The organism is Mesorhizobium sp. M0676 (assembly GCF_040320535.1).
Classification (GTDB): domain Bacteria; phylum Pseudomonadota; class Alphaproteobacteria; order Rhizobiales; family Rhizobiaceae; genus Mesorhizobium.
In genome coordinates this window covers 1-19,252 of record NZ_JAMYPU010000042.1, presented here as the reverse complement: position 1 = coordinate 19,252, position 19,252 = coordinate 1, and the positions used below count along the sequence as shown (strand labels likewise).

The window sequence follows — 19,252 nt, the reverse complement described above, 5'->3', positions numbered from 1 at the left end:
CCGCATCGGGGCCTCCGATCCTGACTACATTCAGGATGGCCAAAGCGGCTTCACCCGCTCAATCCGATACCTCTTCTCGAACTCACGGAGCACCATTTCGAGCGTTGCCTCAAAAGCACTCTGATCGAACATCATCGATTTCTTTGCCTCGTGAAGATAGCGCCAGTCGGTGAAGGCATCTTGGTGTTGATACAGAATGTGACGAATGCTGTACTCGATGTAGAAACCATTGGGATGATACGGGACCACTGACCTTTTGAACTCCGCGTCGAGTTTCTCTTGGCTTTCGGGCTTTAGGCGATCAAACAGCCTTATCAGGTTGTGCGATTTGACGACTCTTGGATTTTCGTGGTCGAAGACGAACCACGCTTTGAGTGCCAGCTCCATAGAAAGCGCCAAAAGCATCGGTTCAACACCGACGTGTTCGCGTTCGCTCAGGTCTGCATGCTTTCCGAATTCTCGGCTTGGAAAGCTCTGAGTTTTTCGGAAGATCGCCTTTGCGGCTTCCCCGATCCTAATGGCCGTCGATAAGCGCGCACTCATTAGGGGTCCATTAGATTGATCTAAATTAACGCCGGAGCTGAGCTGAGATATTGCAAGAACGCAATCGCTTAGGCCAGGAGGCACGGAACACAACTTACTGACGACAAGTTAGAGTTGCGTTCACCGCCGGCGACCCGTTTTCGGAAGGTGGGCGAACGACCGGAATGAGGCGGCGGGTTCAACCGGTCGTCGCAACCCGCTTTAATCTGAGAGGATGAAGAGGTGTTGCATGGTGACGTCACGGATCTGGTTTACGTCAGCGCAGAAGGTCGAGCTTTGGGAGCGATGGAACCGAGGTCAGAGCACTTGACCGCCGGAACAAGACCGGCGTTCAGCGGATCGTATCCTTACGCAGCGGCATTGCTCCGTCAGCTAGGCGTAGAGGGGCCTTGGCGCTCGGGCTGGCGGAACGCGAAGAGATCTCTCGCGGGATCGCGGCGGGTCTTGCGATCCGCGCTATTGCACGAAGTCTCGGGCGATCCCCATCGACAATATGTCGCATTATCTCGCGCAATGGCGGTGCACAAGCGTATCGTGCAACCCGGGCCGACAAGCATGCTTGGGTGCGAGCGCTGCGCCCGAAGCAGTGTCGCCTGGCAAGCTCTGGGCGGCTACGATGGCAGGTGGCGCAAAAGCTAGCGCTGCAATGGGCTGGCTGAGGCGAGAGTACCCAGGCGATCCAAGCATGCGGATATCTCATGAAGCGATCTATCGCAGTCTATTCATCCAGTCGCGAGGGGCGCTCAAGAAGGAACTAACAGCGCACCTGTGTACCAAACGACAGATGCGGCTCGCAAAAGGCGCACAGAGCCGGACGGGGCAAGGACAAATACTCGATATGATCTCCATCCGCGAGCGCCCCGCCGAGGCTGAGGATCGCGCCATCCCAGGCCATTGGGAGGGTGATCTGCTCACCGGCGCGAACGACACGCACATCGCCACCCTCGTCGAGCGACACAGCCGGTTCACGATGCTTGTAAAGGTGGCGAGGAGGGACTCGGCCACCGTCGTGGCGGCCCTTGCCCAGACGATCGGCACATTGCCCGAAGAGTTACGACGCTCGCTAACGTGGGACCAGGGCAAGGAGATGGCTCGGCACATGAGCTTCACCGTTGCAACCGATCTACAGGTCTACTTCTGCGATCCGCGAAGTCCCTGTCAGCGCGGCAGCAATGAAAATACCAACGGTCTGCTCAGGCAGTACTTCCCGAGAGAAACCAACCTCTCCCATGTCTCGCAGGCCCAACTCAACGCCGTCGCCCTGCAGCTCAATCAGCGACCCCGAAAACCCTGGACTTCGAAACGCCGGCCGATAGGCTACAGAAGGTGTTACGATGACCGGTTGAACCCACCGGCGCAAATTGGTCACGGCTCCACTCGTGAAGTGGAGCCGCACCTGATCAAACCTCAGTTGCCTCGGAAAGTTCGAGAGCATCCTCAACATCGACTCCCAGATAGCGGACCGTGTTCTCGATCTTAGTATGACCGAGCAAAATCTGGATGGCTCGCAGATTTCCCGTCGCTTTGTAGATAATCGAGGCCTTGGTGCGACGCAGGGAATGGGTTCCGTATTCCTCTGGTCTAAGCCCGATCGCCTCGACCCATTCGTCGACGAGGCGTGCATACTGCCTTGTACTCATGTGAGCCCTTGGATTGATCCTGCTCGGAAACGCGTAATCATCGACTGTTCCGCCGCGTCGCTCCAGCCATGCGAGAAGGCTGGAGCGTACGTCGCTCATCAACTCGAACTGAACAGGTCGGCCAGTTTTCTGTTGGATGACCATCGCGCGAGTTCGGACTTCCGGTCCTACCACGAGGTTGCCGATTTTGATCTTGACGAGATCGCAGCCGCGCAACTTGCTGTCGATCGCCAAATCGAAGAGCGCTCTGTCTCGCAGACGCAGCTCTCGATCGAGAAAGAAGCGTATCGCCCATATCTGTCGAGGTTTCAGAGGTCGTTTCGTCCCGACCTTCTTCCCGGCATTCCATGCCCGGCGGTCGGAGTCGGTGAGGTCGTAGCACGAGTGTCCCATTTCGCTTCTCCTGCAGCCATGATTGGCCACCAGAGAAACGCCGCTAGACTGTTGCGGGGCCGGAAGCTGTCAATCCGCCATTCGATCGCAATTGCCGTAAGCCGCCGCTGCAGAACAAATCATCTGAATCCTCTGTCTGCACAAGCGGGCCGAAGGTGAACATAACTGGCCGCACTGGAGGTGACTCCCGCATCACTGCCAGGAATGGCGCAACGGCGGCTAACAGGCAATCTGGAGGTGGCCAGGGTGCTTTAGTACAGGGCGGCCTTGCAGTTCAGGGTCCCTGATCTACGATACGTCAGAATCTACCGTCGGAAGACCGGCTTGTAGCGCCGCAACAAGTGTCCTCTTCAGCATGAAACGTCACACCGTCGTCGTTGAAGGCAACTTGGCCTTTCGCATGCAGCGTGTCGCAGCCGCGCGAACAGGTGACCACGGTCTCGATGTCGCTACGGTTCCGCTGCTCGCGGCGCGCCTTGCGGGTGGTTTCAGCCGACCGGCCGATCACGCAACGCTTGTGCCGATCGTTGCTCAAGCACTTGCAGAGATTACTTTTGACGAGCTCGAAAAGGTGAAGGCGAGGCCTGGCATGGCGCGCGCTGTTCTCTCAAGCCTGGAGCGTGTGTGGGCCGCTGACCTTCGCCTCGACGATCCTCTCAATGCGAGGGCCAGGCTGAGCGACCTCGGTCGCATCGAAGCCTTTCTGCGCGAGCATCTCCCAATCGGCGCATTGTTGCCCGGGGATCTGCGCGATCGGGCGCTTGCGCGCATCGCTCACGCACCCGCCGTCGTCGGCCCTCTCCATCTCCACCGGCTCGTTTCCGTCGACCCGCTCTGGCGGCCGCTCATCGAGGCCCTCGCCTCTGTCGTCGAAATCACGTGGGACGCGGCAGGCACGCGCGACCGGAGCTGGTTTCCCGGTGCGATCCTGGGAAGCGCCCTGCATCCCCCCCAACATCTGATCTGTGAGGTTTGCGCCGACCCGCGCGCGGAGGTGGTTGAAGCGCTTCGTTGGGCGCGCGCGTTGTTGAGCGATGGTGTGACACAAGCCTGCGACATCGCGATCGCCAGTGCTGATTTGAGCATGTGGGATGATCACATGCTGGTCCTGGCGGCGGACGCTGGTCTCCCGATCCATTTCGCCGGCGGCGTCTCAGCCTTGAGCACGCGCGCCGGCCAGACCTGCGCGGCGCTCGCCGATGCGATGATCAACGGCCTGTCGCAGGATCGCATTCGCCGTCTGTCCCTGCTGTCTCCTTACCTGTCGGAGGCGCTTCCGGCTGACTGGATGAAAGGAATTTCCACCGAGGCGGGCCTTTTCGAGCCGGTACATTGGGCGCGAAGTCTGGAGACACTCTCCCGGACCGACGGTTCCCCGATCGCGACGGTCGTCATGCCGGTGCTTAATGACCTTGTGGACGGCCCCAAAGGAGCGGTCAAACTTGGAAAGTTGCTGCTGCGCGGCAGCAGCCTTGGGCTCTGGCAGGAGGCCCTTCGTTTGGCGCCGGCGGCGGCAATGGAGATGACCTTGACCTCGTTGCGCATCGCCGACGGTAGAGACCCTGCCAACAATGTGGTCTGGGCACCGGCGTCGGATCTGGTTGGCGCGCCACGCAAGCACATGCGTCTGCTTGGCCTTTCGAGCAGAAGCTGGCCGCGTGGCGACAACGCGGATCCGCTCCTGCCTGACCATGTGCTCAACGCACGCGAGTTGGTCGACCTGCCCCGCCTCGAGCGGGATCGGTTGGCCTTCGAGATTCTGACCGGCCATCCTGATTCCAAGGTGACGCTATCGCGCAGCAGGCGATCGGCCGAAGGCGCGTTCCTCGCCAAGAGTGGGTTGCTGCAGCATCAGGTTGCCGAGCGTCCCCTTTCCCGCACGAGGACGCCGGACCATGCCTTCAGCGAGGGTGATCGCCTGCTGGCTCGCGCCGAGGATGCGCTCGCCTTGCCGCGCATGCAGAGCGTCATTTCCTGCTGGACCAACTGGACGCGCAGGCTTGAGACAACGCCACATGACGGCGGGTTCCGAAAGGACCATCCGGCTGTTTTGCGAGCTCTGGGCTTGCCGCAATCCGCGACGTCGCTGCGGCGGCTGTTGCGTGATCCCCTGGGCTATGTGTGGCTAAGAGTATTGGGGATGACCGCGCCTGAGCTGGCGGTTCAGCCGCTGCAACTCGATGCGATGACCTTCGGTGAGCTCGTGCATGAATTGTTGCACCTCGCCGTCGAGCGCATGCCCAGCCTTGTCAGCGCAACGCCAGCAGAAATCGAGAGCGCGCTTGAGGCAGCCGCCAACAGCATCGCGGAACAATGGCCGCCGACCCGGGCCGTGCCGCCGCGGTTGCTCTGGCTGGATACGATCGAAGAGGCACGGCGACAGGCCCACCGCGGACTAACGGTCGATGACCGCTTCGGTCCTGGTACCCACAGCTTCAGCGAGGTGCCGTTCGGCACGCCAGAATCGCACGCAAAGCGTTCCGATCCCTGGCGCGAAGACCAAGAGGTCCTGATCGGCCGTTTCGGCATCCTCTTGAAGGGCCGCATTGACCGCGTCGACGTGAAGCCCGACCGCCGTGGCGTCCGGATGTCCGACTACAAGACCGGCAAGACACCGCGCGATCTGCGCGACGTCATCCTGGGCGGCGGAGCGGAGGTTCAGCGCACCCTCTATGCCACCACGATCAAACAGCTTATCCCCGAGGCAAGCACGATCATCTCCCGTCTCGTCTACCTCGACACTATGGAACCTCCGGCGCGTCTTGAAGGCGACGTGCTCGAGCAAGCGCAAGAGACGCTGCTGCGCTTCATCGATATCGCGGTCGAAGGGCTCAGAGCTGGGATCGCCTATCCCGGACCAGATGCGTTCACTGGCTACAACCAACTCAGGATCGCGCTACCTGCGGCGCTCGATCGCTACCAGGGGCGCAAGGACGAAGGTTTCCACACCGCGCAGCATAAGCTCGCGCCCCTCTGGAGGGAGCGGTGATGCTGAGCGATGCCCTCGAGCGCAGTCGTGTTCTCATGGAACTCGACAAGACGTTGCTGGTCGAAGCGGCCGCCGGCACGGGCAAGACATCGCTGATTGCTGGCCGTGTCGTAATGCTGATGTTGTACGGTGCGACGCCCCGCAGCATCGCCGCCATTACGTTCACTGAACTCGCCGCCAGCGAGCTGTCGCTGCGCATTCGCGAATACGCAACCCAACTGCTGGCAGGAGAAATCCCGAAGGTCCTGCGCGGCGCTGTAACCCTTGAGCTGCTCAATGAAAGGAAGGCTGTCCTCAGGTCGGCAATTGATGCCTTCGACGAGATAACCGCGTGCACGATTCACGCGTTCTGCCAGCAGATTATCATGGCCTATGCCGTCGAAACGGGACTCGACCCTGGATCGCGAATGATGGATGGGCCTGCGGCCGATGCGCTGTTCGAGAGCGTCATCTCCAAATGGCTGTTTGACCGCCTATCTCTGCAAGCGAGGGAAGGCGAGGATCCGGTCGCGACCCTTTCCAAGTTCGAACCCTTGAAGGTCGTCAAGGACAGCGTCGACCTTGCCAAGCTCAAGCTTGAACACCCAGGGGCCGGCACAGTTTCGGTCGACTTCTCGCTGCGCAAGGATATTGATTTTGTCGAGAGCGTCCGTGCCTTCCGACGCTGGCAAGCGGACTATCCCAAGGAACGACGCACCGGGACCCTGGTTGGTGAGTTCGAAACCCTCGCCGCGTTCTACCAGAACTGCTTCGAGACGCAGCCAACCTTTGCTCGCTTATGGGAACTTGCCGATCCGCCGCGTACTGCCTCGATGAAATGGAACGAGTTCGCGTTTAAGAAGCAGCGCAATCTCGGTTATTGGAAATCGGCCTATGGCAAGGAACAAGGCCCGGAACTCGACCAGCAGGCTGAGACGCATTCCCTTAACTGTGAGACGCAATTTGCAGAGCTCGTCGGCCAGATCGGCGACGCCATGGTCGATCAGATGTCACGTGCCCTCGACCCCGTCACCGACCTCTACATTGACCGCAAGGGTGACGCAGCCGTCCTCGATTTCGACGACCTTCTGCTGCGCGCCCACGCCCTGGTGACTACCAACGATGTCGTGCGCGAGGCTGTCGGTCGACGCTTTGCGCATATTCTGGTTGATGAATTCCAGGACACCGATCCCATCCAGGCCAGCATCCTGTTTTCGATCGCGGCGCGCGCAATGCCCGATCGCTGGCAGGATGCCGACATTCGCGACGGGGCGCTGTTTGTGGTCGGCGATCCCAAACAATCCATCTATGCCTTTCGTGGTGCCGACATCGACAGCTACAATCAGGCGAAGCGGACGATTGCGCGCCTGGGGGACGACCGTATCGTCCACATCGGGGCCAACTTTCGCTGCCAGCAAGGCATCATTGACTATGTGAACGCCGTGTTCCAACCGGTTCTTGATGCCAGCGGTCAGCCAAGCTATGGCGCGCTCACCGCCACACGCGAGGGCGCTTTGCATGGACTGCCCTCCGCGTCCCATGTGACCATTGGCGACGGCCGAAAGGCGAGGATGCCCGAGCAGCGCGATGAGGAAGCGGCCATCGTTGCGCAGATATGTTCCAAACTCGTTGGCGCAATCGAAATCGAAGATGAACACGATGGCACGCGGCGCCTCCTTGAAGCGGGCGACATTGCCCTGCTCGCCCCAACCGGCACTGACCTCTGGCGCTACGAACGGGCACTCGAGACGCTCGGGCTTGCCGTAGCGTCGCAGGCCGGCAAGACGCTCCTGCTCCAGCAGGAGACCCAGGACGTTCTGGCGCTGCTGCGCATGCTGGCGGATTCGCGCGACCGGCTTGCCTTCGGCGCCTTCATGCGCGGACCCATAGTCGGTCTCAGCGACGAAGAGTTGCTCGACATCGCAGAAGAGGTTCACCGAGCCGGACCAGACGCTTCGCCGACTGGCCTCTTTGACATCACGACACCGCCGGCTCTGGTGTCCCATCGCATCGCCCGTCCCATCCTCGAGGCGCTGCAAAAGCTCCGCGCGCGGGTGAACATCACGACGCCGCGCATTTTGTTGGCCGAGGCCATAGAGCAGCTTCAGCTGCGTGTCGCTCTGTCAGCGCGAAGCGGGAATAACCGGGCCGCGCGCTCACTTGCCAATCTTGATCGCATCGTTGAACTGGCGCGGCCATTTGACGTCCGGGGGCTTCGGTCTTTTGTCCGTCATCTCCAGCTCGATTGGGACCGTCGCGCGTCGCGGCAGGAGGGCCGGATCGACGCGTCGAAGGACGCGGTCGAGATCGTGACCATTCACAGCGCCAAAGGCCTTGAGTGGCCGGTGGTGATCCCCATCAACATGGGCACGCGTGCAAGACCCTCCGAGCGTTTTGTCCATCGTCAATCCGACAACACGCTGCACTGGGTCATCGGCGGTGTCTGCTCCTCTGCACTTAGGCGTGCTCGCGAGGAGCAATCACAGCGTCAGGCGCTGGAACATCAGCGCATGTGGTATGTCGCCTCCACCCGCGCCCGCGACCTGTTGGTCGTTCCCAATCTTTCGTCGGCCGAACCAGGCGCGTGGTCGAAACTGCTCAATCTGAGATTCGACCTGCTTGAAGAATTGCGGTTCAACCAACTCGAGCCACGAACGATCGCCAATTTCGACGCAGCCGCGTTACCTCAGGACGCAGACACTTTCGCACGACAAGCCGCCATCGTTCAGGCAGCCTCACCAGTGCTGCGCTGGGTCAATCCCAGCGCCCACGATGCGGATCGCGCCGAGATCCTGGCACCGGCCATGGCACCCGAACCGAGCGGCGCGTTCGAATACGTAGAGCCCACTGGCGCTGGCAGGACACGCGGGCTGGTTCTTCATAAGCTCATGGAGGAACTTCTGACCGGCGAACTCTCACCCCAGGATGACGTTGCCGCACGCGCTGAACGTCTTCTCAACGAGCTTCTTGCCATCGACCCTGCAGAGGGACCCCTCCCGGCCCTCGGTGAACTCGCGGCGACCACGTTGCAGACCTACCGGATGCCGTATGTGCAACGTCTCTTGCCCATGCTTGTGCCAGAACTGTCTATCTGGGGCGAGATAGAGGCCGGCAGTCTTCTCGCCGGCCGTGTCGATGCAATCGCAATCAAGGACGGCAAAGTCCTGGAGGTTCTCGACTGGAAGAGCGATCGCGACACAGGCCTGCACCGCGCCGCGTATGTCCAGCAGTTGCAGGGCTACCTTCAAGCAACCTCGGCGCCACGCGGGGCGATCGTTTATATGACCACCGGCGAAATTGTAGCTGTCCTACCCCCGCATTGAAACTCAAGGGCCGCGGACGGCAATTTTCGTTAACCGAAGGCGGAAAGTGAACCAACGGCATCACTTTTGTCGGCATTTCCGGCTAGGCAAAACGGTCAGGGCCAACCGTCGCCTCGTGAGCACGCTTAGGTGTCTGCTTTTGGGATGCGGTTGACGCCGGCTCAGCGACCGAGATTGGGCGCATTGCTGACCGGTAGATTTTTTGAGCCGAAAGCTGATCGACTGGTTGTAGAACAAGGTGCAGAGAAGCTGGCACTCCGCCTACGACCCCATCTCGGACGCATCCCCTATCTGCAATAGCTCCGAAAGCCTGCGCTCAGGTGCATTGCCAAGGTGCCGCGCTGCGTCGCAAACGGGCGTTGCAGGTCACAAACTTGACGCTGGGCTGGCCAAAGCCGACACTGAGCAGAGAAAAAACAGGAGCACCTCAGTGGGAGGGCCCGACTCCGACTCTGAGATCACGATCAGCTCGCTCCGATCCGAGTTGACAGCGGCGCGCGAAGAAAATCAGGTACGCACCGCTGAGGTCGCCAATCTCCTTGAACAGCAGAATGCGACGAGTGCTATCCTCAGGGTGATCGCCGCGTCGCCGACCAACATCCAACCGGTACTGCAGACGCTAGTCGACTCGGCTATACGCCTTGCCGGGGCGGACATGGGCGCAATCACGTTGCGCGTTGGCGATACGCTGCGGTTCATGGCAGGCGGCGGGCAGGCTGCTGAGCTGCATGCATACGAACGGGCCAACCCACATGTCGTGGGACGAGCGACGTTCCAGGGCCGCGCCGCGCTGGAGGGATTGACGATCCATGTGGCGGACGCGCTTGAAGACCCGGAATACGAAAGGCCTGAAGCCGCAATCATCGGCAGTTTCCGCGGAGTACTTTCAGTCCCGCTGAAGCGGGGTCAGGAGACCATCGGCGTATTCGGCTTGGCGCGGCGGACGATCGGGCTATTTTCACCGCGTCAAGTCGAGCTGGTCGAGAGCTTCGCCGACCAGGCTGTAATCGCGATCGAAAATGCCCGGCTGATCGAGAAAGTCGAGGGGCACAATCGTGAACTGGCTGAGTCGCTGGACCAGCAGACGGCGACGGCCGAAGTGTTGAAGACGATCAGCAGTTCGGTGTTCGATCTCAATTCCGTGCTGCATACGCTTGTGAAGTCCGCGTCCGACCTCTGTCATTCCGGGATGGGCTACATCTATCTGCGCCAGGGCGACGTGTTGCAGCCGACGGTACAGATCGGATGGAGCCAAGAATTCCAGGACCACATGAACAAGCTCCCGGTCACGCCGGGCCGGGGCAGCATCGCCGCCCGCGTTGCCCAGAGCGGGTCAGTAGAGCAGATTGCCGACGTTCTCGACGATCCGGAGTATACCAACATCGAAGGCCAGCGGCTCGGCGGCTTCCGTACCCTGCTGGGCGTTCCGCTGATGCGGGACGGCGCAGTGACCGGGGTCTTCGTCCTCGCCCGCTCGTCGGTCTCGCCCTTCAGTACGCGCGAAATCGAACTGGTGCAGACATTTTCGGATCAGGCGGTCATCGCCATCGAGAACGTGCGGCTGTTCGAAGAGGTCGGGTCGCGTGGCCGCGAACTGGCCGACGCGCTAGAGAAGCAGACAGCGACCGGCGCAATATTGCAAGTGATCGCCGGGTCTCCTACGGACATTCAGCCTGTGCTTGACGCCGTCGCTGAAAGTGCCGCTCGGCTGTGCGACGCCTATGACGCAACGATCTATCTGCTGCGCTCCGACAGGCTGGTTGTGGGAGCGCATCACGGACCGATTCCGATTGACAGTGCTGGCTTGCCAGTCGCGCGCGACATCGTTACCGGCCGCGCCGTATTGGATCGGGTTGCGGTCCACGTTCACGACTTGACCATCTCTGGAGAGGAGTTTGCAACTGGCCGAATGATGGCTCAACGTCTTGGTTTTCGCGCGATTCTCGCCACTCCGCTGTTGCAGGAAGGAAAAGCAATCGGAGCGCTTATGATCCGGCGCATCGAGGCGCGACCCTTTAGCGACAGCCAAATTGGCCTGCTCAAAACTTTCGCCAACCAGGCCGTCATCGCAATCGGCAATGTGCGGCTCTTCGGAGAGTTGCAAGCTCGCACCGCCGAACTTGGCGAAGCATTACAGCAGCAGACCGCGACCGCGGATGTGCTAAAGGTCATAAGCCGCTCCGCATTCGACCTGCAGAGCGTCCTGCAGACACTTATCGATTCTGCGGTGAGGCTCTGCGGTGCGAAAACGTCTGGCATCTTTATGCGCGAAGGCGATGTCTTCCGGCTTGCGGCTGGCTACGACCAAACCCCGGAGTATCGCGCGTATGAAGAGGCGAATCCGAGTCCGATCAACCGACAATCCTGGGTCGGCCGAACAGCACTCGACAAGGCAGTGGTCCATATTCCGGATGTTACCAAGGACACCGAACATGGCCTTCCCGAAGCTCCGCGACTCGGAGGTTATTCGGCTGTGCTCTGTGTACCGCTCATGCGCGAAGGATCGGTAATTGGCGTCTTCGCAATGACGCGACCTGAACCCGGTCCCTTCACCGATAGTCAGATCGAACTTGTCCAGACCTTTGCCGACCAGGCGGTGATCGCCATCGAGAATGTGCGCCTGTTTCAAGAGGTACAGGCACGCACGGCGGAACTGAGCGAGTCACTGCAGCAGCAAACGGCGACTGCGGATGTGCTGAAGGCGATCAGCCGCTCGACGTTCGACCTGCAGGCGGTGCTCGATACGCTGACGCAATCGGCCGCACAGCTTTGCGAGGCGGATATGGCGGGGATCACCCGGCAGGGGGCGGAAGGCTTTTACTACGCCACCAACTACAATCTCTCGTCGGATTGGCAGGAGTACGTGAAGGACAAGCGCCTGGCGCCCGGACGCGGCACCGTGGTCGGGCGGGCATTGCTCGACCGCAAGATCGTGCATGTGGCCGATGTCCTGGCCGATCCGGAATACACGTTCCTGGAATCGACCAGCAAGGTTTGGTTCCGGACGGTGCTGGGTGTGCCGTTGATGCGCGAGGGAAATCCGATCGGCGTGCTCGTGCTGGCTCGTCAGGAGGTCCAACCTTTCACCGAGAAACAAATCGATCTGATCCAGACCTTCGCCGACCAGGCCGTAATCGCCATCGAAAATGCTCGCCTGTTCGAAGAAGTGGAGGCGCGCACGGCGGAATTGAGCGAGTCATTGCAGCAGCAGACGGCGACGGCCGATGTGCTCAAGGTCATCAGCCGCTCAGCCTTCAATCTAGGGGCCGTTCTCGACACGTTGATCGCTTCCGCCTGCCGACTCTGCAATGCCGAAATGGGCCTCATATTTCTGTCACGCGATGGGTCCTTCTCTCCCGAGGCGAGCCACGGCACACCCCCCGGATACTTGGAGTTCATGCGAACCCATCCGATCAAACCGGGACGCGAGACGTTCACGGGACGGGCGGCGCTGACCAAGGCAGTGGTGAACGTCGACGACGCGCTTAATGATAAGGAATTCACGTTTTCCGAAGCCCGCGACCGCGCCGGCTATCGTGCTATGCTTGCCGTGCCGTTGTTGCGGCAGGGCGAAGTGATCGGCGTCTTCGCCATGCCCCGCCGCACGCCAGGCGCGTTCAGCGAAAAGCAGGTCGAACTCGTGCAAACGTTCGCCGACCAGGCCGTAATTGCGATCGAGAACGTCCGCCTTTTCGAGGAGGTGCAGCAGCGGACACGGGAGGCCACAGAGGCGCTGGAGTACCAGACGGCGACCAGCGATGTGCTTAGCGTTATTAGCCGCTCGCCCACCGATGGGCAGCCAGTGTTTAATATGATCGCGCAAAGCGCCGCCCGTCTATGCGAAGCGCAGTTCTGCTTTGTCTATCGATTTGACGGCGAGCTTCTGCATTTCGTCGCGCATCACGGCATCACCGAAGAAAGCGTTGAGATCGTGCGCAACACCTTTCCCGTGGCACCTACTCGCGGCAGCGCTGCCGAACGGGCAATTCTATATCTTGACGTGGCGCAGATCCCGGACCTCACCTTGGACAGTGAATTCACCCATCGCGCCGCGGCGGCTTTTTCGGGCCTGCGCAGTGCTGTCGCCGTGCCGATGCTGCGTGACGGCCTGGCCATCGGTTGCATAGCAGTCGGGCGTGCTGAGACGGGCTTTCTTGCCTCTAAGCAAGTCGAACTTCTGAAGACCTTCGCCGACCAGGCCGTGATCGCCATCGAAAATGTCCGCCTGTTTGATGAGGTCAAGGCGCGGACCGCGGAGCTAAGCGAGTTGCTTCAGCAGCAGACAGCGACAGCAGACGTGCTCAAGGTCATCAGCCGGTCGGCCTTCGACCTGCAGAACGTCCTTGACACCCTGGCAGAGTCCGCCGCGCACCTCTGCGACGCGGACATTGCCGATTTCTATCGTCTGGTCGACGACGGATTTCAGTGGACCACGACCTTCAGCCGAGATCCGGAAGCGGCCCCTGCCCATACCAAGATCATGCGCCGGCCGGGGCGCGAATCGGTGTCAGGGCGCGTTCTGCTGGAACAGAAAACCGTTCACGTACCGGATTTCGAAGCCGATCCCGAGTTCACCTTCACCGACGTGGCGCGGCAGCGCGGCGTTCGCTGCATTCTCGGCGTTCCGCTCCTGCGCGGCACGGAGCTGATGGGGTTGCTTCTGGTCATGCGCAAGGCGCCCGGGCCGTTCTCGCCAAAGCAGATTGAGCTAGTCGAGACTTTCGCCGATCAGGCTGTCATCGCCATCGAGAACGCGCGGCTGTTCGAGGAGGTGCAGACGCGCACGGCGGAATTGAGCGAGTCGCTGCAGCAGCAGACGGCGACGGCCGACGTGCTGAAGGCGATCAGCCGCTCTACGTTCGACCTGCAGCCGGTTCTCGACACGCTGGTGGAATCAGCGGCCAAGCTGTGCGACGCGGACACGAGCGTCATCTTCAAACGCGACGGCGATCTCTACCGGTGGTCGGCCGAGTACGGCAATTTGCCTGAAGCCGCGGTTTTCGCCAAAGCCAATCCCTTTGCCCCTAGTCGCGACAGCATCACTGGAAGGGTGGCCCTCGAAGCCCGTGCCGTCCACGTGTCGGACGTGCTCGCCGACCCGGACTACGGGGCAACGCAGCTTCAGAAGCTCGGCGGCTACCGGACGATTCTATGCGTTCCGATCTTGCGCGAAGGCGCGCCGGTCGGCGTGTTCGCGCTGACGCGGTCACAGGTGCGGGACTTCACGCCGAGGCAGATCGAGCTCGTCGAGACGTTTGCCGACCAGTCCGGCATAGCGATCGAGAACGTCCGGCTGTTCGACGAGGTGCAGGCGCGTACCCGCGAATTGTCACGCTCGCTCGAAGATCTGAGGACCGCGCAGGACCGCCTCGTGCAAACGGAGAAGCTCGCCTCACTCGGCCAGTTGACCGCCGGTATCGCCCACGAGATCAAGAATCCGCTCAACTTCGTCAACAACTTCTCAGCGCTCTCCGGCGAACTCATCGATGATTTGAGCAGTGTGCTGGCCGGCGCGCCTTTGGAGGCATCCGTGCGCGAAGAGGTTGCCGAGCTGACAGGCATGCTCAAGAGCAATCTCGACAAGGTGGTCCAGCACGGCAAGCGGGCCGATTCCATCGTCAGGAACATGCTGTTGCATTCGCGCGCGGGTTCAGGAGATCATCGTCCGATCGATATCAATGCCTGCGTGGAGGAGAGCCTGAACCTTGCCTATCACGGGGCGCGCGCCGAAAAGCCAGGATTCAACATCACGCTGACGCGGAATTTCGACCCGCAGGCGGGGGATGTCGATCTCTACCCGCAGGAGATCACGCGGGTGCTTCTCAACCTCATCTCCAACGGCTTTTATGCAACGGCCAAGCAGAGCGCGGCGACGAATGGCACGGGCTATGAGCCGACGCTCTCCGCTATGACCAGAAGTCTCGGCGACCGTGTCGAAATCAGGATCCGCGACAACGGCATCGGCATTCCGCCGGAGGTGAAGGAGAAGATGTTCAATCCATTCTTCACTACCAAGCCAGCCGGCGAGGGCACCGGGCTCGGCCTGTCGCTCAGCCACGACATCGTCGTCAAACAGCATGCCGGCACGATCGACGTCGACAGCCAGCCAGGCGAGTTCACCGAGTTCCGGATTGTGCTGCCGCGCGCTGCCGCCTCGCTCGCAAAATCGGGAGGTGAAGCATGAGCCTCCTCATTCTGGTTGTCGATGACGAGCCCGACGTCGAGCCGTTATTTCGTCAGCAGTTCCGCCGTGACATCCGAGCCAGCCGCTTCACCATGGAGTTCGCGCAATCGGCGGTCGATGCGTTGGAGCAGATCGACCACGCCGAAGGGGTGACATTGATCCTGGTGCTGTCTGACATCAACATGCCCGGCATGAGCGGGCTCGAGCTGCTGCCGAAGATCAAGGTGCTGCGGCCCGACGTCCCGGTTATCATGATCACCGCCTATGGCGACGCCGAAACCAAGCGCAAGGCGTTGGAGAACGGCGCCGAAGCGCTGCTGACCAAGCCGATCGACTTTGCGACGCTCAGGCAACAGATCGAAACGCGGCTGGGAATGGTGGCGTGACGGCGCGCATCCTCGTGGTCGACGACGAGCCCGATCTCGAGGTCTTGATCGTCCAGAAGTTCCGGCGTCAGATCCGCGACGGCGCGGTCATTTTTCTCTTCGCCAGCGATGGTGTGGACGCCCTGTCCGTCATCGACGGCAACAGCGACATTGACATGGTGCTGTGCGACATCAACATGCCACGTATGGACGGCCTGTCGCTGCTGGAGAAGCTGCAGAAGGCCGAGGGGCAGCAGCTTTCGACCGTCATCGTCTCCGCTTACGGTGACATGGCCAACATCCGCACCGCGATGAACCGAGGCGCCTTCGACTTCATCACTAAGCCGATCGACTTTGCCGACCTCGAGACCACGATCGCCAAGACCTTGAAGCATCGCGAGGTGCTGCACGAGGCGCATCGGCGGCAAGCGGTCGCGGAGCGCGCGCATGCATCGCTGTCGCGCTACTTCTCGCCCAATCTGGCCGAGCGGCTGGCCGGCGACGCCGACGGGTTGGCGCTAGCCGGACAGTGGCGCGAGGTCGCCTCGCTGTTCACCGACATTACCAGCTTCACCACGCTGGTGGAAACGATCGACCCTGCCACGCTAGGCGCGCTCCTCAACGACTATTTGGCCGGCATGACAGACGTCGTGTTCGCGCATGAAGGCACCGTCGCCAAGATCGTCGGTGATGCGCTGCATGTCTTGTTCGGCGCGCCTGGCGAGCAGCAGGACCATGCGGCGCGCGCGGTTACCTGCGCGCTCGAGCTCGACGCGCTGTCGCAATCGTTCCGCGATAGCTGGCGCGACAAGGGCGTCGCGGTCGGTACGACCCGCATCGGCGTCCATGCAGGTCCGGCGCTGGTCGGAAATTTCGGCGGAGGCCGCTTTTTCGACTACACGGCTTATGGCGACACCATCAATATCGCGGCGCGGCTGGAAAGCGCCAACAAGCAGTTGGGCACGCGTATCTGCGTCAGCGGGAGCGCGGCTGCAAGGGTCGACGGCTTCCGGGGACGGCCGGTCGGCGATCTGATGCTGCGCGGCAGGGCCGAGGCGCTACGCGCGTTCGAGCCTTTGTCGTCAAAGCAGTATGATGATCCTTCGACGGCGAGCTATCTTGAAGCGTTCGGCAGATTGGAGGCCGGAGATGCAAACGCGCTTACCGCTTTCGCCGCGCAGATCGGGAAATGTCCGGACGACCAACTCGCCAGCTTCCATCTCAAGCGGCTGCTCAACGGCGCCAAGGGAACACGGATCAGCCTCGACTGATCTTCGCGCGACCGTCATGGGACGTCAATTCTATCCGGATAGACGGCAGGAGCGGGGCGCTGGCGCCATCAGGCATCTGGCTGCTCTTGGACATCGGCCTTTTTGCAATCCTGTCCATTCGGCGCACATCGGGGCCACCCATCGTCCATTTGCCGGGCAATTCCCCGCGCGCTTGCGCGTCGACCTACGGCCTCGCCGCACCGGCGTCTGCTTGCGGCGATCGCCCGGCATGGGACTGTGGGCGGGCGGCTGCTTTGCAGCTAACCTTGCGCATCGTGCCTGGCGGCTGCAATTAGATCCGCCTTCGGCAGGCCTGCGTCGACATGCTCTCGATCTTCCCGACGCCGGAACATGTTGACGTGGAAGAACCAGCCGATGAAATCTTCATATTGCACAGCTGGCGAGGATCCGCACCACAGCAGGCCAAATCTCTCGAGAGCCTGTCGCATGAGTTCCGAAGCCCGTTGCCGATCGCCGAGGTAGGTAAGGTTCGCGGCATGAAATGCCAAGATGTCAGGCCAGGTTCTCGGCGCCAATGCGAAGTACTCTTCAGCGGCGTCGTAACGTCTGGCAGTGACGTGAACAATTGCTCGCACGGCGGAGAACCAATCGCCGCCGAGAGGATGCAGAATCGCAGCGATCTCGGCTGCTTCATCAGCCGCGTTTTGCTCGCCGAGAAACGCCAGTGCGAGCGCACGATCGATACAGAGGCTTGCGTCGTTCGGATTGAGCGAAGCTGATATGGCGAACCTCGACCGGGCGCGTTCGAACTCACCAAGATAGAGGTGACTCCATCCCAGCGCATGGTGTGCTCGCGCCTCCGCTGCATCGAGCCGGACAGCCTGTTCCGCGCTTCGAAGCGCTGCCTCCTCGATCTTGCGGATGTTTGGAGAACCCGGTGACATCTGAGAGGTGCGTATGTGGCAAAAGGCCAGGCTTGCATGCGCTCGCGCGAACATCGGATCCTTATTTATTGCCTCTTCGAGCAACCGCTCGCAGGCAGCGTTGCCATCGAGTGTCCAGACATCGGACCCATGCATCGCGCGCAACCAGAGATCATATGCATCAAGGCTTTCAGTTCGTTTTGTTTTCGCCCGGGTTTCCGTGTGTTGCTCGACTTGTCCAACTATGGCGCTGACAAGTCTTCGGACCAACTCGTCGTGCACGGCAAATAAATCCTGAGCCATCCTGTCGTATCGTTCTGCCCAAACGTGCCTGGCGGTCACGGTTTCGATAAGCTGGGCAGTTACCCTGACGCTTGCGCCTATCTTGCGCACGCTGCCCTCAACGACGTAGTGCGCTCCGAGCCTGCTCCCGATCTCCTTGATGTCGACCGTTGTCCCCTTGAAGCAGGCAGAGGAGTGGCGCGAGACGACGGCAAGGGGACGGTATCGCGACAATTCGGTGATTAGATCCTCGGTGATCCCGTCACTGAAATATTCCTGATCCGGATCACCACTCATGTTGCTGAACGAGAGTACGGCAATTGTGGTCTTGCGGTCGGCAGGCCGAATGTCGGTGGTCAGGCTCCCATGCAGCTCAGATCCATCGAGGTCATCGGTATCAACCTCCACAGGCCGCGGCCCGGCATATTTGTAGCCCCGGCCATGAACGGTCACTATCATGCCGGGGTCAAGCGCCTTGCGCAGCGCAGACACTTGTACCTGCAGGGTATTGTCCCCTACCACCATGTCTGGCCAGACGCTGTCGAAGAGCTCGGTCTTCCCGACCACAGATTCAGCCTTGTTCAGCAAAGTGCCGAGGATATCGAAGCAACGCGCTGGAAGCTCTACCGGTCCGTCCGGGCCGAGCAATTGCCGTTTCGCGCGTTTCAGCCGGTAATGTCCGAAGTGGATATCCATTCGAGAGGTGCCCCGTCCGAGGACAGCAGCTTAGCTGAAGCGACGGCGAAAGCGAACTTCAGTGTTGTTCAGGATTTTTCAGGTTCGCGCCAAGGACCTGTGCGTAAACCTAGGCGAAGCTCGTGGCTACAGGAGGACGCCATGGTCGATATCGCCACCCACCTAGTCACCCATTCAAGACTGCTTCCTAAACTCGGTTTCGGCACCGCACTGCTTGCAATGACCAAAGTTCTGGGCGGAGCCTTCGAGATGGCGTACGTGATGCCTTACGAGACAATTGCTACGCTCCGGCCACCTCTCGCGGACCCATCTGATCTTCAGCGTCGCAATCCGAATTGGTAAGGGCATTAGGGACGAAGGTCTGCTTTCGGGAAGTCGCAAACTGATCTCTTGCGGCCGGAGTCAGGCGCAAAGCTGTCCGGCAGATTTGGGACAGGAACCGGAATGACAGCGCTAAGGCCCGCAAGAAATAGGCGGGCTTCCCTCCTGTGCCGAGGGGAGAAGAAATTATTCCCTGACGAAGTCCCTGATCTACCTCAGACAGGGGCATGCCATGTAACTTCGCCGTGACCTGATCCCGTTCGGGGAACAATCAGATCGAGCTCCAGTTGGCCTTCCAAGCGAAGGCACTGATGGAGCATGCCATGAGATTTCCACACAGCACGACGGCCGCGGCCGCCGTTTTCATAGTCCTGACCTCCCC

Annotated in this window: 9 protein-coding genes and 1 pseudogene; 7 read left to right on the top strand and 3 right to left on the bottom strand. The window is 60.8% G+C overall.

The window, feature by feature from the left end:
• Positions 1-30 precede the first annotated feature (30 nt).
• A complete protein-coding gene (locus NKI35_RS28785) occupies positions 31-543 on the bottom strand; it encodes a hypothetical protein (RefSeq protein WP_023731489.1) in 513 nt (170 codons plus the stop codon).
• Between the two features lie 229 nt (positions 544-772).
• Between NKI35_RS28785 and NKI35_RS28780 the strand changes: the two are divergent.
• Positions 773-1,881, top strand: a pseudogene (locus tag NKI35_RS28780) (IS30 family transposase).
• Positions 1,882-1,943: 62 nt separating this feature from the next.
• Here NKI35_RS28780 and NKI35_RS28775 read toward each other — a convergent pair.
• Positions 1,944-2,576, bottom strand: coding sequence for a tyrosine-type recombinase/integrase (locus NKI35_RS28775; RefSeq protein WP_023697492.1), 633 nt, complete (start codon positions 2,574-2,576; stop codon positions 1,944-1,946).
• A gap of 355 nt (positions 2,577-2,931) precedes the next feature.
• Here NKI35_RS28775 and NKI35_RS28770 point away from each other — a divergent pair, with 355 nt between their 5' ends.
• From NKI35_RS28770 to NKI35_RS28750, 5 genes are all read left to right on the top strand, one after another.
• The gene (locus tag NKI35_RS28770) at positions 2,932-5,565 is read left to right on the top strand and encodes a PD-(D/E)XK nuclease family protein (RefSeq protein ID WP_352742180.1); all 2,634 of its coding nucleotides are present in this window, start codon (positions 2,932-2,934) and stop codon (positions 5,563-5,565) included.
• Entirely contained in the window at positions 5,565-8,867 is a 3,303-nt protein-coding gene (locus NKI35_RS28765) for a UvrD-helicase domain-containing protein (protein ID WP_352742197.1), read from the top strand. The genes NKI35_RS28770 and NKI35_RS28765 overlap by 1 nt, the downstream gene beginning before the upstream one ends.
• A 484-nt stretch (positions 8,868-9,351) precedes the next feature.
• The gene (locus tag NKI35_RS28760; RefSeq protein ID WP_352742177.1) at positions 9,352-15,051 is read left to right on the top strand and encodes a GAF domain-containing protein; all 5,700 of its coding nucleotides are present in this window, start codon (positions 9,352-9,354) and stop codon (positions 15,049-15,051) included.
• Positions 15,048-15,437 carry a response regulator gene (locus tag NKI35_RS28755; protein WP_023716288.1) on the top strand — a complete coding sequence of 130 codons (390 nt, stop codon included), beginning with the start codon at positions 15,048-15,050 and terminating at the stop codon, positions 15,435-15,437. The genes NKI35_RS28760 and NKI35_RS28755 overlap by 4 nt, the downstream gene beginning before the upstream one ends.
• Positions 15,434-16,687 (top strand): adenylate/guanylate cyclase domain-containing protein, encoded by a 1,254-nt coding sequence (locus NKI35_RS28750; RefSeq protein WP_352742175.1) that lies wholly within the window; start codon positions 15,434-15,436, stop codon positions 16,685-16,687. Before NKI35_RS28755 ends, NKI35_RS28750 begins: the two co-directional genes overlap by 4 nt.
• 260 nt (positions 16,688-16,947) lie before the next feature.
• Here the strand turns inward: NKI35_RS28750 and NKI35_RS28745 are convergent, their stop codons facing one another.
• The gene (locus tag NKI35_RS28745) at positions 16,948-18,549 is read right to left on the bottom strand and encodes a winged helix-turn-helix domain-containing tetratricopeptide repeat protein (protein ID WP_352742173.1); all 1,602 of its coding nucleotides are present in this window, start codon (positions 18,547-18,549) and stop codon (positions 16,948-16,950) included.
• 141 nt (positions 18,550-18,690) lie between these two features.
• Here NKI35_RS28745 and NKI35_RS28740 point away from each other — a divergent pair, with 141 nt between their 5' ends.
• Positions 18,691-18,891, top strand: coding sequence for a hypothetical protein (locus tag NKI35_RS28740; protein ID WP_031244734.1), 201 nt, complete (start codon positions 18,691-18,693; stop codon positions 18,889-18,891).
• Positions 18,892-19,252 lie beyond the last annotated feature (361 nt).